General features: G+C 67.9%; 14 protein-coding genes. 11 read left to right on the top strand and 3 right to left on the bottom strand.

Annotation, left to right across the window (positions count from 1 at the left end; genetic code table 11):
- Positions 1-6: 6 nt before the first annotated feature.
- The 11 genes from DFR29_RS13470 to ccmI all read left to right on the top strand — a co-directional run bounded on the left by DFR29_RS13470 (position 7) and on the right by ccmI (position 10,689).
- On the top strand, positions 7-573 hold the full coding sequence (locus DFR29_RS13470; protein ID WP_133819123.1) for an ECF-type sigma factor: 567 nt from the start codon (positions 7-9) through the stop codon (positions 571-573).
- A complete protein-coding gene (locus DFR29_RS13465; protein ID WP_133819122.1) occupies positions 570-3,473 on the top strand; it encodes a serine/threonine-protein kinase in 2,904 nt (967 codons plus the stop codon). The genes DFR29_RS13470 and DFR29_RS13465 overlap by 4 nt, the downstream gene beginning before the upstream one ends.
- A gap of 73 nt (positions 3,474-3,546) precedes the next feature.
- Positions 3,547-4,206 carry a cytochrome c biogenesis heme-transporting ATPase CcmA gene (ccmA, locus tag DFR29_RS13460; protein ID WP_133819121.1) on the top strand — a complete coding sequence of 220 codons (660 nt, stop codon included), beginning with the start codon at positions 3,547-3,549 and terminating at the stop codon, positions 4,204-4,206.
- Positions 4,203-4,886: a heme exporter protein CcmB gene (ccmB, locus tag DFR29_RS13455; RefSeq protein WP_133819120.1), complete on the top strand. Its 684-nt coding sequence runs from the start codon at positions 4,203-4,205 to the stop codon at positions 4,884-4,886. Before ccmA ends, ccmB begins: the two co-directional genes overlap by 4 nt.
- A 52-nt stretch (positions 4,887-4,938) precedes the next feature.
- Positions 4,939-5,697, top strand: coding sequence for a heme ABC transporter permease CcmC (gene ccmC, locus DFR29_RS13450; RefSeq protein WP_133819119.1), 759 nt, complete (start codon positions 4,939-4,941; stop codon positions 5,695-5,697).
- Entirely contained in the window at positions 5,694-5,870 is a 177-nt protein-coding gene (gene ccmD / locus DFR29_RS13445) for a heme exporter protein CcmD (RefSeq protein ID WP_133819118.1), read from the top strand. Before ccmC ends, ccmD begins: the two co-directional genes overlap by 4 nt.
- On the top strand, positions 5,867-6,331 hold the full coding sequence (gene ccmE / locus DFR29_RS13440; protein ID WP_133819117.1) for a cytochrome c maturation protein CcmE: 465 nt from the start codon (positions 5,867-5,869) through the stop codon (positions 6,329-6,331). Before ccmD ends, ccmE begins: the two co-directional genes overlap by 4 nt.
- 133 nt (positions 6,332-6,464) lie before the next feature.
- Complete coding sequence (locus DFR29_RS13435) at positions 6,465-8,447, top strand: heme lyase CcmF/NrfE family subunit (protein ID WP_133819116.1); 1,983 nt, start codon at positions 6,465-6,467, stop codon at positions 8,445-8,447.
- 6 nt (positions 8,448-8,453) lie between these two features.
- Positions 8,454-8,996, top strand: a complete 543-nt coding sequence (locus DFR29_RS13430; protein WP_133819115.1) for a DsbE family thiol:disulfide interchange protein — start codon at positions 8,454-8,456, stop codon at positions 8,994-8,996.
- The gene (locus tag DFR29_RS13425; RefSeq protein WP_243746044.1) at positions 8,993-9,448 is read left to right on the top strand and encodes a cytochrome c-type biogenesis protein; all 456 of its coding nucleotides are present in this window, start codon (positions 8,993-8,995) and stop codon (positions 9,446-9,448) included. The genes DFR29_RS13430 and DFR29_RS13425 overlap by 4 nt, the downstream gene beginning before the upstream one ends.
- A complete protein-coding gene (gene ccmI, locus DFR29_RS13420) occupies positions 9,445-10,689 on the top strand; it encodes a c-type cytochrome biogenesis protein CcmI (protein WP_133819114.1) in 1,245 nt (414 codons plus the stop codon). The genes DFR29_RS13425 and ccmI overlap by 4 nt, the downstream gene beginning before the upstream one ends.
- A 233-nt stretch (positions 10,690-10,922) precedes the next feature.
- Here ccmI and DFR29_RS13415 read toward each other — a convergent pair whose 3' ends face one another.
- The 3 genes from DFR29_RS13415 to DFR29_RS13405 form a co-directional block, all read right to left on the bottom strand.
- Entirely contained in the window at positions 10,923-11,561 is a 639-nt protein-coding gene (locus DFR29_RS13415) for a response regulator (RefSeq protein WP_133819113.1), read from the bottom strand.
- Positions 11,558-12,250, bottom strand: a complete 693-nt coding sequence (locus DFR29_RS13410) for a sensor histidine kinase (protein ID WP_243746043.1) — start codon at positions 12,248-12,250, stop codon at positions 11,558-11,560. The genes DFR29_RS13415 and DFR29_RS13410 overlap by 4 nt, the downstream gene beginning before the upstream one ends.
- A 73-nt stretch (positions 12,251-12,323) precedes the next feature.
- The gene (locus DFR29_RS13405; RefSeq protein ID WP_133819112.1) at positions 12,324-15,689 is read right to left on the bottom strand and encodes a serine/threonine-protein kinase; all 3,366 of its coding nucleotides are present in this window, start codon (positions 15,687-15,689) and stop codon (positions 12,324-12,326) included.
- Positions 15,690-15,698: the final 9 nt, after the last annotated feature.

Here is a 15,698-nt window from a genome sequence, read left to right as displayed (position 1 = left end):
GCCTTTATGCACGATGATGTGACTGCCTTGCTCGCCGCTTCCAGCCGAGGCGAGGCCCTGGCCCAGGACCGGCTGTTCACCCTGCTCTACGACGAACTTCGCCTGTGCGCGCGGCGCCAGCTGCGCGGCAACGCCGTACTCACCCTGTCGACCACGGCGCTGGTGAATGAAACCTATGTGAAGCTGGCCGCCGCCAGCCAGCTCAATCCCAGCAACCGCCAGCATTTCATGGCCCTGGCAGCGCGCGCCATGCGCCAGGTAATGGTGGATCATGCGCGGCGCATCCAGGCCGACAAGCGCGGCGGTGGCGCCATCATGGTGACCCTCGACGACCGCCTGCCCGACCGTCCCGACGATGCCATCGACGTACTCGCCCTGGACCAGGCACTCACCACGCTGGAACAGATCGACGAGCGCGCCGCGCGTGTGGTGCAACTGCATTTCTTCGCCGGCATGGCCTTTCCCGAAGTGGCCGAACTCGAAGGCCTGACCGTACGCACGGTAATGCGCGACTGGCAGGCAGCACGCGCCCTGCTTGCTGCGGAAATGGCCACGCCGCCGCCCGGCGCATGAACGATACCAGCGACATCGAACTCAAGCGCCGCGCCTATGCGCTGCTGCGCGAGGCGCTGGAACTGGCGCCGTCGCAGCGCGAGGTTTTCGTCACGGCCCACTGCGCCGGCGACACGCGCCTGCAGGCAGTGCTGCAGCAGCTGCTTGCCGCGGAAAGCGCGCCGCACCTGCTCGACGGCAGCGCCGCGACGGTGGCCGAGCGGCTGGCTGCACATACCGACGACGAACTCGCCGCCGGCACGCAGATCGCCGGCTGGAACATCCAGCGCTGTATCGGCCGCGGCGGCATGGGCGCGGTATTCCTGGTCGAACGCAGCGGCGACGGCTATGTGCAGCACGGTGCGCTGAAGTGGATCAAGCGCGGCATGGATTCGGGTGAAATCCTCGCCCGTTTCCGGCGCGAACGGCGCATCCTGGCGCAATTGCAGCATCCGCTGATTGCGCGCCTGCTCGACGGCGGCATCAGCGAATCGGGCCAGCCCTGGTTCGTCATGGAATATGTCGACGGCGTGCCGCTGCAGGACTGGGCAGCGACGTCGCGGCCGACCCTGGCGCAGCGGCTGGATCTGTTCCGCCAGCTGGCCGAAGCCGTGGCCTATGCGCACGGACAGCTGGTCGTGCATCGCGACCTGAAGCCCGGCAACGTGCTGGTCGATGCGCAGGGCCTGCCGCACCTGCTGGATTTCGGCGTGGCCAAGGTGCTGGAAGAAGACGGTACCGATGCGCGCACCAGTACTGGCGCCCGTTTCCTCAGCCGCGCCTATGCCGCACCGGAACAGATCCGCGGCGAAGCCATAGGTACGGCCGTCGATGTCTACGCCCTGGGCGTGCTGCTGTTCGAACTGCTCAGCGGCGCGCGCTTTCACGACAACCCGGCGGCCCAGTCCGGCCCGGTCAGCGAACGCCTGAGCAAGGCAGCAGGCACCGGCAGCGCGGTGCCGCCGCGGCAGTTGCGCGGCGATCTGGCCGTGATCGTCGCCCGGGCCACCGACGCCGAGCCGGCGCGGCGCTATCCCACGGCGCAGGCCCTGGCCGACGATGTACAGCGCTTCCTGCGCGGTGCGCCCATCCTGGCGCGGCGCGACAGCGGCTGGTACCGGCTGCGCCGGCTGGTGACGCGGCACAAGCTGGCCAGCGCCGCGCTGCTGTTCGGCCTGGCCGCCATCATCGCCGGCAGCGCGCTGGCCCTGTGGCAAGCCCGCCGTGCCGCGCACGAGGCGGAACTGGCCCGCGCCGCACAGCGCTTCCTGACCGGCGTGTTCGATGCCTCCGCACCCGACGCCGCCAGCGGCAACCGCATCACCGCGCGCGAACTGCTCGACCAGGGTTCGGCCCGCATCGGCGAGGAACTCGCCGGGCAGCCGGCACTGCAGGCGGAAATGCGCCAGACCCTGGGTACCTTGTACCGCCAGCTCGGCCAGTTCGACAAAGCCGCCGAGCTGCTGGACCAGGCGCGCAGTGCGTTCCAGGCGGAAAACAATACTTCATCACTTGTGGAAAACGCATTGCAGCTGGCGCAGGTACGGCGGGAACAGGCGCAGTATGCCCAGGCGCTGGAGTTGCTGACCCAGACACAGCAGCAGACCGACGATCCGCGCCAGCTCAGCGCGCTGCTGGCCGAACGCGCCCAGATCGAAGACCGCCAGGGCAAATTCGCCGACGGCCTGGCCTCGATCCGCGCCGCCACGGCCCTGAGCGACCGCCTCGGCATCCAAGGCTTGGCCGAGCAGGCCCGCGACCACCAGCTGGAAGCGCTGCTGCTGGCCCGCCTGGCCCGCTACGACGAAGCCGATGCAGCCTTCCGCGATGCGATTGCCCGCGCCGAAACTGCCTACGGCAATGAACATTCGCAGCTGGCGACCGTACACAACGACTATGCCGTGATGCTGCTCGACCGTCAGTCCAGCGCCGCCGGCGAACGCGAAGCGCGCATCGGCCTGGATATGCGGCGCAAACGCCTGGGCCTGCAGCACGCGGCTGTGGGCGAAAGCCTGACCATCCTCGGCATCGCCCTGCGCCAGCAGGGCAAGCTGGAAGAGAGCGCCGCCGTGCTGGGCGAGGCACTGGCGATACAGCGCGCGGCGCTGGGGCAGCGCCATCCGGCCGTGGCCTCGACCCTCAACTCGCTGGCCAACCTGGCCATGAGCCAGCAGGATTTCCCGCGCATGGTGGATCTGCTCAGCGAATCGCGGGCGATCTTCCAGGAAAACCATCTCGGCGATTCGCCCCAGGGCCGCACCGTCGACAGCAACCTTGGCATAGGCCTGACCCGGCTGGAGCGGCTGGACGAAGCCGAGCCGCTGCTGCGGGCGGCGCTGGCGCGCAATCGCCAGGCCGTCGGCGACATGCACCCGCTGGTGATGAGCAGCCTGAACGGCCTCAGCCAGTGGGAACGCCGTCGCGGCAACGGTGCCGCGGCCGAGGCCAATGCGACCGAAGCGCTCGCCATTGCGGACAAGCTGCTGGCCGGCAGCCGCGACAACGCCGCGGTGCGCCAGACCCTGGGCGCGGCGCAACTGATCAACGGCCATGCCGAGGCCGCGCGGGACAATTTCCGTTCCTGCCGTGCCGTGCTGGAAAAACTCGGCGCCCAGGCCGAGCCGCGCTACGCCGGCGCAATGCTGGGCCAGGCCCGCGCCGAGCTGGCCTTGGGCCATGCGGCCCAGGCCAGCGAACTGGCGCAGGCGCTGCTCGACAACGGCGCCAGCTACGGCGCCGGCTCGGCCGCGGTGCGTGCCATGGCCTGGGCCATCATGGCCGAGGCTGCCAGAAACCTGGGGCAACCGGCGCAGGCCCTGGCGGCACAGAAGGAGGCCGAACGCCTGCTGCCCGAATGGACCAACCCCGACCCGGAAAATCTGCGCCAGTTTCGCGCCCACCTGGGCCAGGCCACGCGCTGACCGCCGCCGCCGCTGCGGCGCGATGCCACGGTGCGTGGCAAGCGCGCCTGCGCGCGGTTAGGATTGCGCCCGCATGAATTCCCCTATCGATTCCGAGGCGCCGGCGCTGTTGCAAGCGCGCGGCCTCGCCTACCTGCGCAACGACGAGCCGATCTTCGGGCCGCTGAGCTTCCAGTTGTACGGCGGCGACGTGGTGCTGATGGAAGGCGACAACGGCAGCGGCAAGACAACCTTGCTCAAAGTGCTGTCCGGCCTGCTGGAACCATCCAGTGGCGAGATTCTGCTCAACGGCGAGCCGCTGACCCTGGCGCGGCTGTCGCACCAGGTCGCCCTGCTCGGTCACCTGCTGGGGATAAAAGCGGAATTGTCGCCTTTGCAAAATCTGCGCTTCGCCATCGGCATCGGCGGCCTGCGCGCGGGCATCACACCGCACCACGCGCTCAAGAGCGTCGGCCTGGAAGGCTACGAAGACGTGCCGCTGCGCCAGCTTTCCGCCGGACAGAAGAAGCGTGTCGCGCTGGCGCGGCTGCTGCTGGTGCCGGCAGCGCTATGGCTGCTGGACGAGCCTTACGCCAACCTCGACCGCGAAGGCATCGGCCTGGTCAACCGCCTGCTGGAACTGCACGCGCTGCGCGGCGGCGCCGCACTGATCACCTCGCACGGCGCCTACGCCTATACCTCGGGCACTCCGCGGCGTATTGCCCTGCGCAATACCGATATGGCGGCCGCATGAGCTACGGCACGGCAACTTCCGCCTGCCGCGCCGTGTTCGTGCGCGATTTCGGCCTGGTCTGGCGCCGCCGCGGCGATGCGCTGAACCCGGTGCTGTTCGCCATCATGGTGGTCGCACTGTTCCCCTTCGCGCTGGGGCCGGAGCCCAAGGCACTGCAGCAGATCTCCGCCGGCGCGGTACTGGTTGCGCTGCTGCTGGCCGGGCTTTTGTCGCTGGACGCGCTGTTCCGCTCGGACCTGGAAGACGGTTCGCTGGAACAACTGGTGCTGTCGCCGCACCCGCTGGCGCTGCTGCTGGCCTGCAAGATTGCCGTGCACTGGCTGACCACGGCACTGCCGCTGCTGCTGGTGGCGCCGCTGCTGGGCGAAATGCTCTATCTGCCACGGCCGGTGCTGGGCACCTTGATGGCGGCGCTGGCCTTGTCCACGCCGCTGCTCAGCCTGATCGGCGCGGTCTGCGTGGCGCTGACGGTCGGCATGCGGCGCTCTGGTATGCTCCTGGCGCTGCTGGTGCTGCCTTTGTACGTGCCGGTGCTGATTTTTGCCGCCGGCGCCTGCAATGCGGCGCAACAGGGCCTGCCCACGCTGGCGCCGCTCCTATGGCTGGGCGCCGCGCTGGCGCTGGCGCTGGTGCTGGCACCGCTGGCCTGCGCCGCCGCGTTGCGGATTTCGCTGAACTGATGCAGATGACGATGGCACATCCCTCCACAGTTGCGGCCTTGTATAGCAGTCCATGAATCCACTTCTCCTCTGGTTCCACAAGCTTGGCTCGCCGCCCTACTTCTACCGGCTGGCGGGGCGCCTGCTGCCGTGGCTGTGGGCGCTGGCGCTGGCCGGCCTGGCGCTGGGCCTGTACGGCGGCCTGTTCGTCGCGCCACGCGACTACCAGCAGGGCGACGCCTTCCGCATCATCTTCGTGCACGTGCCCTGCGCCTGGATGAGCCTGTTCGTGTATTTCTTCATGGCGGCGAACGGCTTCATCGCCCTGGTCTGGCGCATCAAGCTGTCGGAAACCCTGGCGATGGCGGCGGCGCCGATCGGTGCCGCATTCACCTTCATCTGCCTGGCCACCGGTTCGATCTGGGGCAAGCCGATGTGGGGCACCTGGTGGACCTGGGACGCACGCCTCACCTCGGAACTGGTACTGCTGTTCCTCTACCTCGGCGTGATCGGTCTCTACCATGCCATCGAAGACCGCCGCCAGGCGGCACGCGCGGCGGCCTTCCTCGCGCTGATCGGCATCGTCAACCTGCCCATCGTGCATTTCTCGGTCAACTGGTGGAACACCTTGCACCAGGGCTCGACCGTGAAGCTGTTCGGCCCTTCGCTGATCGATGCACGCATGCTCTGGCCGCTGCTGACCATGGCCGTTGCGACCAAATTCCTGTTCGCCGCCAGCCTGCTGTCGCGCGCCCGCGTCGATCTGCTGGAACTGGAATCGGGCAAGGACTGGGTGCGCCAGATCGCCCTGGCCGAGGAGCCGCGCGCATGAGCGAGTTTCTCTCCATGGGCGGCTACGGCGGTTATGTCTGGAGCGCCTTCGCCATCTTTATCGTGGTGCTGGCGCTGGATGCGCTGGCGCCGCTGCTCAAACGCCGCCGCGTGCTGCGCGAATTGCGCGGCCGCTTGCGCCGTACGCAGAAACGCAACGAGGAAAACACATGAACCCCACCCGCAAACGCCGCCTGATCGTGGTGTCGCTGATCCTCGGCGCGGTCGGCATTGCCGCCACGCTGACGGTATTCGCGCTGCAGCAGAACATGACCTACCTGTACACGCCGGTGGAAGTGCTCGGCGGCAAGGTGCCGGCCGATGCGCGCTTCCGGCTTGGCGGCATGGTCAAGGCCGGCTCGATCGAGCGCGCCAGCGATTCGCTCAGGATCGGCTTCACCGTGACCGACGGCGATGCGGAAATGCCGGTCGAGTACACCGGCATCCTGCCCGACCTGTTCCGCGAGAAGCAGTCGGTGATCGCCACCGGCACTATGCAGGGCAATCGTTTCGTCGCCAGCGAAGTGCTGGCCAAGCACGACGAAAACTACGTGCCGCGCGATGTAGCCGAGGCGATGGCGAATGCGCACAAGAAGCATGCTGTGCCGGAAGCGGCGAAGCCAGAAGCGAAATGACTGGTCCGATCCTGATCGGGCGGATTTTGTATTCGCGTTTCACGATGTCGAGGAAGTCGGTCCGTGCATGCTTGCTCGCATCGCCCGGCTTGCCAGCCTTACGCCCACTGATTTGTAGCTAGCCAGAGACGCCATGCTGCCCGAACTCGGCCAATTTGCCCTGATCCTCGCCCTGCTGCTGGCCATCGCGCAGACCGTGCTGCCGCTGCTCGGCGCCTGGCGCAGCGACGGCCGCCTGATTGCCACGGCGCGCCCGACCGCGTTCGGCCAGGCCATCTTCGTCGCGATCGCGTTCGCGCTGCTGACCACGGCCTTCGTGAAGCAGGATTTCTCCGTCGTCTACGTGGCGCAGAACTCCAACGCGGCTTTGCCCTGGTATTACCGCTTTTCCGCGGTCTGGGGCGCGCACGAAGGGTCTTTGTTGTTGTGGATATTGATACTCAATGTATGGACCGTCGCCGTTGCCGCCTTCAGCCGGCGCCTGCCCGCGGCGTTCATGGCGCGCGTGCTCGGCGTGCTCGGCTTCATCAGCGTCGGTTTCCTGCTGTTTACCCTGCTCACCTCCAACCCGTTCCTGCGCCATGTGCCGGCGCTGGCCGACGGCAACGATCTGAACCCGCTGCTGCAGGATTTCGGCCTGATCGTGCATCCGCCCATGCTGTATATGGGCTATGTCGGCTTCTCGGTTGCGTTCGCCTTTGCCATCGCTGCGCTGCTCGGCGGCGCGCTGGACGTGGCATGGGTGCGCTGGGCGCGTCCCTGGACCAACGTGGCCTGGGCCTTTCTCACCCTGGGCATCGCACTGGGCTCGTGGTGGGCCTACTACGAACTGGGCTGGGGCGGCTGGTGGTTCTGGGATCCGGTGGAAAACGCCTCCTTCATGCCCTGGCTGGTCGGCACGGCGCTGATCCACTCCCAGGCTGTCACCGAAAAGCGCCGCTCGTTCCGCGCCTGGACCCTGTTGCTGGCGATTGCCGCGTTCTCGCTGTCGCTGCTGGGCACCTTCCTGGTGCGCTCGGGCGTGCTCACCTCGGTACACGCCTTTGCCAGCGATCCGCAGCGCGGCCTGTTCGTGCTGGCCTTCCTGGTGGTGGTGGTCGGCGGCTCGCTGGTCATCTACATGTTCCGTGCGCCCAAGGTCGCCGGCGGCGAGCCGTTTGCCGGCGTCAGCCGCGACACCCTGCTGTTGATCAATAATCTACTTTTCTCCATTGCCGCCATGATGGTTCTGCTGGGTACCCTGTACCCGCTGCTGGGCGAGGCGATGGACGCAGGCCGCATCTCGGTCGGGCCGCCTTACTTCGGCTTCATGTTCATGCTGCTGATGGCACCGGTGGTGTTGCTGATGCCGTTCGGACCCTTCCTGAAATGGCGCCAGGGCCAGCTCGGCGCGGCGCTGAAATCGCTGCGCCCGGCGCTGATCGTCGCCGTGCTCGCGGCGGTGGCTGCCTTGCTGTTGTTCCGCGACCTGCCGTTCAAGGCGGTGGTCGGCGTGGCCGTCTCGCTGTGGGTTGGCCTGGGCATCGCCTTGTATGCGCTGTCGCGCTGGCGCAATGCGCCGGCCGGACGGCGCTATACGCCGGAAATGCTCGGCATGATCTGCGCGCATTTCGGTGTGGCCGTCTTCGTCGCCGGCGTGCTGGTGACCGAATCCACCGGCATCGAGCGCGACCTGCGCTTCGCCCCGGGCGAACGCGTGGAAGTCGGCCGCTACAGCTTCCAGTTCGAAGGCGCCAGGCACGCGCAGGGGCCGAACTACGAAGCCGATGCAGGCACGGTCGTCGTGCGCGACGGCGACACCACCATCGCCACACTGGTGCCGCAGAAGCGCCGCTACCTGCGCGGCCAGGTGCAGACCGAATCGGCCATCGCGCCGGGCTTTACCCGCGATCTCTATGTCGCCCTGGGCGAACCGGTCGGTACCGACGGCGCCTGGTCCATCCGCGTCTATGTGAAACCGCTGATACGCTGGATCTGGCTGGGTGCGCTGCTGATGACACTGGGCGGCCTGGTGGCCGCGGCGGACCGGCGCTTCCGCAACCTGGCCCTGTCGCGCGATGCGCAGCCGGAACCCGATCCGATTCCCTCCACCGGCACCAGCTCCGCAAAGGCCTGATCGCCCATGGCACGCGCAATTCCGCTGATTCTGTTTCTGCTGCTGGCCGCCCTGCTCGGCTTCGGCCTGGCCTGGAACAACACCCACGACCAGCGCGAGGTGCCTTCGCCGCTGATCGACAAGCCGGCGCCGGCCTTCAGCCTGCCGGTGCTCAACGATGCCACGCGCGAATTCGGCAGCGCAGACCTGAAGGGCAAGCCCTACCTGCTCAATGTATTCGGCAGCTGGTGCCCCAGCTGCGTCGACGAACATCCGGTGCTGATGCGTCACGCCAAGGAACTGGGCGTGCCGCTGATCGGCTACAACTGGAAAGACGACCCGGCCGACGCCACGGCCTGGCTGGCACGCTTCGGCAATCCCTACGATGTCATCGTCACCGACCGCGTTGGGCGCACCGCGATCGATTTCGGCGTCTACGGCGCGCCCGAGACCTTCCTGGTCGACAGCAACGGCAAGATCCGCCTCAAGCGCATCGGTCCGGTCACGCCGGAATATGTGGAAAAAGTATTGAAACCGGCAGTGCTCGCACTGCGGAGCGGCATGCCATGACACGCCGCGATCTGCTTCCGCTGCTGCTGGCGATGCTGCTCGCCCTGCTGCCGCTGTACGGCGCTGCCGTGCAGCCGCTGGAATTCAAGGACACGGCCGAGGAGCAGCGCTTCCAGCACCTGACGCGGCAACTGCGCTGCCTGGTCTGCCAGAACCAGAACCTGGCCGATTCCGACGCCGGCCTGGCCGGCGATCTGCGCCGCGAAGTGTTCGAGCAGTTGCGGGCGGGCAAATCCGACGACGAAATCAAGCAATACCTGGTGTCGCGCTATTCCCAGTTCGTGCTGTACGACCCGCCGCTGAGCGGGTCGACCTGGCTGCTCTGGTTCGGCCCCTTGCTGGCGCTGCTCGTTGGCGCCGGCGTAGTGACGGTCATCGTGCGCAGACGCGCCGCAAACGCCGCGACGGCGCCGCAGACCCGCGGCCCGGCGCACGAGGAGGAAGACTGGTGAACAGCACATTCGTGATCACGTCCGGCGTCATGGTGCTGGCCGCGCTGGGTTTTGTCCTGCTGCCGCTGCTGCGCGCGCGCAGCGGTGGCGGCGGCAGTGCCGCGGCAAGCCGCCGCCGCGCGCTGGACGATGCCTTGAGCGCCGGCGTGATCAGCGCCGAGGAACACGCGCTGAAACTGGCTGCGCTGGAGCAGTCCGGTCCTGCCCGCGCCGACACGGCCGCGCCGCGCACGCGAGGCGCCTTTGCCGGTGCCTTGCTCACCCTGCTGTTGCTGCCGGCTTTGGCGATAGGCCTGTACTTCAAGCTCGGCAATGTGCAGGCGATGGACCCGGTTGCCCAGGCCGCAGCACCCGGCACGCCGGGGCCGGATATGGACGCTGCCGTGCAGGGCCTGGCGGCCAAGCTGGCGAACAATCCCGACGATGTCGAAGGCTGGATGCTGCTTGCCCGCGCCTACAAAAGCATGGAACGTTTCGACGACGCGCGCGATGCACTGAAGAATGCATACGACCGCGCCGCCGACAATGTCGATGTAAAAGTGGATTATGCCGAGGCCCTGGCCCTGGCCGGCCAGGGCCGGCGCATCCAGGGCCAGGCACGCGAACTGCTCGATGCGGCGATCAAGGCCGACGCGAAGCACCAGCGCGCGCTGTGGCTGCTCGGCATTGCCGAATATCAGCAGCAGAACTACACCGCCGCAGTCGACTACTGGGAACGCCTGCGCAGCCAGCTGCCGTCCGAAGCCGATGCGCGCGGCTCGCTGGATACGCAGATTGCCGATGCGCGCCAGCGCGCAGGCATGCCTGACGGCGGCGCAGCAGCCGCCGCGAGCCGTGCGCCCGCCGGCGGCGTGGCGGCAGCCGGCCAGGCCGATGCCGGCGCAGCGGCCGGCGATATTCGCCTGACGGTACAGGTATCGCTGGACGACAAGCTGCGCGACAAGGCCCCCGCCGGTGCCAGCGTCTTCGTATTCGCCCGTGCAGCGAACGGACCACCGATGCCGCTGGCCGTGCAGCGCCTGACCCTGGCCGACCTGCCCGCCACGGTCACCCTGACCGAAGCCATGGGCATGCTGCCGAACATGAAACTGTCGCAGTTTCCCCAAGTGGTGATCGGCGCGCGCATCTCCGCTTCGGGCAACCCCAAGGCACAGAGCGGCGACCTGCAGGCGCTGTCGGCACCGCTGGATGTGAAATCCACCGCACCGGTGAAGCTGACGATCGATCAGGTTGTACCGTAAGGGTCAGCGGATTTTTGCCGGGCGGTTTTGCGTCCGGGCGGCCTGGCCGCCGTTGCGGGACCGCGACGGTGCAATTTGCGTTGCTCATCGCACCCTGCGAAAAAACAGACGCGCCACGTAGGGCGCGATGAGCGCAGCGAATTGCGCCGCCCGGCGCTAGGTTTGCGCCATCGCACGATGCACTGCTGCGCGGCCGGCGCGAAACCGGCACTGGCGAAAAACCGCCGAGATTTTCAATCGATCAGATGGTTGCGCGCGGCATAGCGCACCAGCTCGGCGGCATTGCGCACGTCGAGCTTGGCGAATACGCGCTGGCGGTGGTTCTCGGCGGTCTTGATGCCGATGTCCAGGCGCAGCGCGATTTCCTTGGTGGTGAGGCCGTCAACGATAAGATGGAATACTTCGCGTTCGCGCGGCGACAGGTCGCGGTACGGATCGGCCGGCATCGGCCTGGCCTGCTGTACCTGCATCGCCATCGCCCGCGTCGCATGGGCGCCGAAGTGCAGGCCGCCGCCGCCCAGCGCACGCACCGCTTCGAGCAGTTCGGCCATGGCGGCGTCCTTGCGCAGATAGCCCGCCGCGCCAGCACGCAGCATATGCAACACGTATTCCTCTTCCTGATGCATGGTCAGCACCAGAATGCGCATCTGCGGCAGGTCGGCCCGCAGACGGCGTACGACTTCGATGCCGTTCAGTCGCGGCATGGAGATGTCCACAATGGCGATATCAGGCTGCAGGCGCAGGCATTGGTCGACTGCCTCGATACCGTCGGCCGCCTGGCCGACAACCATGCATTCGCCGCTGGCGTCGAGGGCGGCGACCAGGGTCTCGCGCACGATGGTGTGGTCGTCGGCAACCAGTACGCGAATCATGGATCGTTCCTCATTGCGCTGCGCAACGGCAGTTCGATGCTGATGCGGAACCCTTTACCCGGGGTCGATTGTAGATCGAGTTTGCCGTCGAACAAGTCGATTCTGTCGCGCATTCCGCCCAATCCGCTGCCATGGCCTTCACGTCCAGCGGAAAGCGCCTGAGAAAGCTCGCAACCACGTCCGTTGTCGTCGATTTCCAAACGTATCCATTGTCCATTCGCGTGCGCGTTCAGCGCAACCTTCACCTGGGTGGCACCCGAGTGGCGCGAGGCGTTGGACAGCGCCTCCTGGCTTACACGAAAGATCAGTGTTGAAATTTCGTCGCTTATTTCCGGCAGTTGTTCGGGCAACTCCAGCGTCACCGCCAGGCCTTCGATGCTGCGCGCCAGCCAGCGCAGCGCCGACTCCAGGCCCAGGTCGTCGAGAATCTGCGGCCGCAGCAGGCGTGACAGGGAACGCGTGTCGTCCAGCGTCAGCTGGACCAGCTCGCGCGCGCGCAGCAAACCCTCTCGCCCGGCCGTTGCAGCGGCGGGTAGTCCGGCAGAAATCACGTCGAGCTGGCGCATCAGCGCAACCAGGTTCTGGCCAACGCCGTCGTGCAGTTCGCGCGCGATACGCCGGCGCGCCTCTTCTTCGATGCGCCAGACCGAGCGGGCAAGATGGCGCGTGCGGTGCTGGTCCTGCTGCAACTGGGTCAGCAGCGCCGCGTGCTGGCGCATCAGATCGTCGATGCGCCGGCCCAATTCGCCTACGTTGGCCGAATCAGCTGCCATGCCCATCGCTGATTTCGCCCAGCCGGGAGGCGAGCACCTGTTCGAACTGGCCGCGCAGGCTGGCCGGCGCGGCTTGCAGCAACTGACTGCGCGCACGCCCGGCGGCCGCTTCGGCCGCCGCGGCCTCGGCGCGGTTGCCCGCGCGCGCCAGCAGACGCGCGCCCAGGGACTGCAGTTCGGCCTCACCCTGCCAGCGCCCCAGCTGGCGCAGCAACACTTGTGCTTCGCGATAGCGCGCGATCGCCGCATCGCCGCGGTCCAGCAGGCCGCGGCGCAGTTCCAGCACGATCACCGCCAGCCGCAGCGGCGCCTGGCCGCGACGCCCCGCTTCCTTGACCAGCTCGGCAATCTGCGTATCGGCGCGGCTCAACTGCTGCACCTGCAGGCTGATTGCTGCCTGTTCGATTCGCGATTCCAGCAACAACGCGGCATTGTGCGCTTCCCCCGCAAGCCTTTCCGCCTCGACCAGCGCCGTCGATGCAGCATCTACGTCCCCGCGCAATCGCGCAAGCCGTGATTTGGCCAACAATGCGGTGGCTTTCTGTTCAAGACTGAGTTCGCCCTCGGCCAAGCCACTCAGTGCCGTCTCGGCACCGGCCGCATCGCCCAGGAAAATGCCCGCACGCGCCAGCAGCAGGCGCGCTTCGGCCAGTCCGCGCTGGTCGGCACGGCGCTCGAAACCGGCGACGGCCGCAGTGCCGGCGGCCAGTACGTCGGCGCTACGCCCTTCGGCCAGGGCCAGTTCGCCGCGATACACCTGGGCTACCGCAATTTCCTCCGGCAGCTGCAGATCTTCGGCCTCACGCAACGACGCATCCAGGCGCTGGCCGGCCGCTGCATAGTGGCCACGGCTGAGCTCCAGCAAGCCCATGCTCTGCACCACGTGCAGCGCGCCTTCGCGGTCGTCGATCTGCTGGTACAGCGCCAGCGCCTGCTGCCAGTAGACCGCGGCGTTGTCGACCTCGCCCAGCTGAAAATAGCAGAATGCAACATTGTTCAAACTTTGCGCCGCCAGGGCCGGCGCGTTCAGCTGCTGGCGCAGGGCCAGCGCTTCGCGATAGGCGGCCAGTGCGGCGCGGAAGTCGCCGCGTTCTTCTGCCACCACGCCGCGGTCATTGTGCAGGTCGGCAATGCTGGCACGGTCGTTCAGCGCTTCGAGCAGCAGCTTGGCCTTGTCCAGGGTCGCTTCGGCCTGGACTCGGTCGCCGCGCACTGCCTGTACCACGGCAAGATTGCGCAGGCTGGTGGCCTGGCCGCGGCCGTCGCCGAGCTTGCCGCGCATCTCGGCGGCGCGCGTGTATTGCTCGACCGCGGCCTCCAGCTGGCCGAGGCGCTCGTAGCCCACGCCCAGCGCGTTGCGCGTCTCGGCTTCGGCGCGTGCATCGCCGGCACGTGTCCACAACACCAGGGCGCGCAGCAGATAGTCATCGACAGCACGATGGGCCTGTCCTTGCTGGATCTCGATGCGACCCAGCAGGAACCAGGCGCGCGCATCCTGACTGTCCGCGGCAACACGCTGTTCCAGCAGACGCAGCGCGCGTTCGCCCTGTCCCGCGTCGGCCAGGGCCTGGGCGGTCTGGATCGCCAGCTCCGCATCGTGCGGAAAAAGCGCCAGACTGGTTTCCAGCAGGCGCAGGCGCGCGGGCATGTCGGCACCGTCCAGCGCCAGGGCCAGCGCCTGGCGGCCGGCCAGATCGTTCGGCGCCGCGGCCCGGCGCAGCTGTTCGCGCGTGGTCTCCGCCAGCACTTCCTCGTGCGCATCGATCTGCGCCTGCAGCAGGCTACCTTGCAGTAGCGCACTGGCAGCGAGATCGGCCGCCGGCAGCGCGCGCAGGATCTCACTGGCCCGGGCCGGCTGCTGGCCGTCCAGGGCAAGCAGCGCCTTGCCGTAGACGGTGACGCTGGCATCGGCCAGTGGCGGCGGCGGCAAAGACTGCAACGACGGGGCGGCAGCCAGCACGCGCCGGTAGTCGGCAAACAGCGCCGCCGCATCGGCACCCTCGGCCTGCAGCGCGGCGCCGGCTTCTTCCGTGCCGCTGCGCAGCAGTTCCAGTTTCCACAGTTCCCCTTCGTGGCGCAGAGTACCGCGCCACAGCTGATCGACGCCGGCAGCGCGCGCCAGCTCCGGCAGGCGCCGACGCAGTGCGTCGTCGGCCAGATCGGGGGCGGCGCGGGCAACCGCAGCCAGGGTACGCTCGCGCGTGGCCACGGCCTGACCAGCATCGCTGCGCAGCCAGTCGCGCAGGTGTTCTTCCACTGCCCTGGCCAGCTCCAGTGCCGGCTGGTCGCTGCTATCGGCGACCAGGGGCAACACGGCGACGCGGGCGACCTGGACGGCTACTGCGGGTGGCGGCGCAGCCAGCAGCACAGGCAGCTGGCGCCGGCCCAGTTCGAGCATCCCCCAGGCACCGACCAGGGCCAGCAGCACCAGCAGCAGGCGGCGGCGGTCGACGGGCGGTCGCGGCACGCGTTGCTGCTCCAGCGCGCGCAATGCGTCCTCGGCCGAAGCGAAGCGATGCCCGGGCACCAGCTTGAGCAGGCGGTCGTCGAAGGCATGCAGCCAGGCCGGCAGTTCCGGGCGAATCTTGGCAAGCGAAGGCGGCGGCCGCACCAGCCGGCGCATCACGGTTTCCGCCGGCGTGCCACCGGCGAACGGCAGGCTGCCGCTGAGCGCCTCGTACAGGATCAGTCCCACCGTATACAAATCGCTGCGGCCGTCCAGCGTTTCGCCGCGCGCCTGTTCGGGCGAGAGGTATTCCGGCGTGCCGATGATCAGACCGGTCTGGGTTACGCCAGTGGCACCCAGGCTGCGCGCCACGCCGAAGTCGGTGATGTAGGCGCGATCGTTGCGGTCGAACAGGATATTGGCCGGCTTGAGGTCGCGGTGGATGACGCCGCACTGGTGCGCCGCCACCAGGCCGGCCAGCAGTCCCCTGGCCAGCGCCACGGCCGCATCGGGCTGTAGCGGACCTTGGCGTTCCAGCCGGTGCTCCAGCGATTCGCCGTCGATGAAGTCCATGCTGATCAGCCAGCGCTCGCCGTGCTGGGCGATGTCGTGGATGCGCACCACGTGCGGCGAGGACACCTGCCGTGCCAGCAGCAGTTCGTTGCGGAAGCGCTCGAACGCCTCGGGCTTGCGCGCCAGTTCGGGCCGCAGCAGCTTGATGGCGACGTCGATGTCCAGCGACAGGTCGCGCGCGCGATAGACCACGCCCATGCCGCCTATGCCCAGCAGCGACTCGATACGGAAACGGCCGGCGACAACTTCGCCGAACTTCAGCTCGTGCGCCACGAGCAGGCCGGTCACGGTGGCTTGGGCGCCGATCTCGGCGTTTTGCGCGACGGGTTGACTCATGCGCTCACG

It is taken from the genome of Tahibacter aquaticus (genome assembly GCF_004363655.1).
In the GTDB taxonomy this organism is placed as follows: domain Bacteria; phylum Pseudomonadota; class Gammaproteobacteria; order Xanthomonadales; family Rhodanobacteraceae; genus Tahibacter; species Tahibacter aquaticus.
The sequence above is the reverse complement of the archived record's forward strand: the minus strand, read 5'-3'. Positions and strand labels throughout refer to the sequence as shown.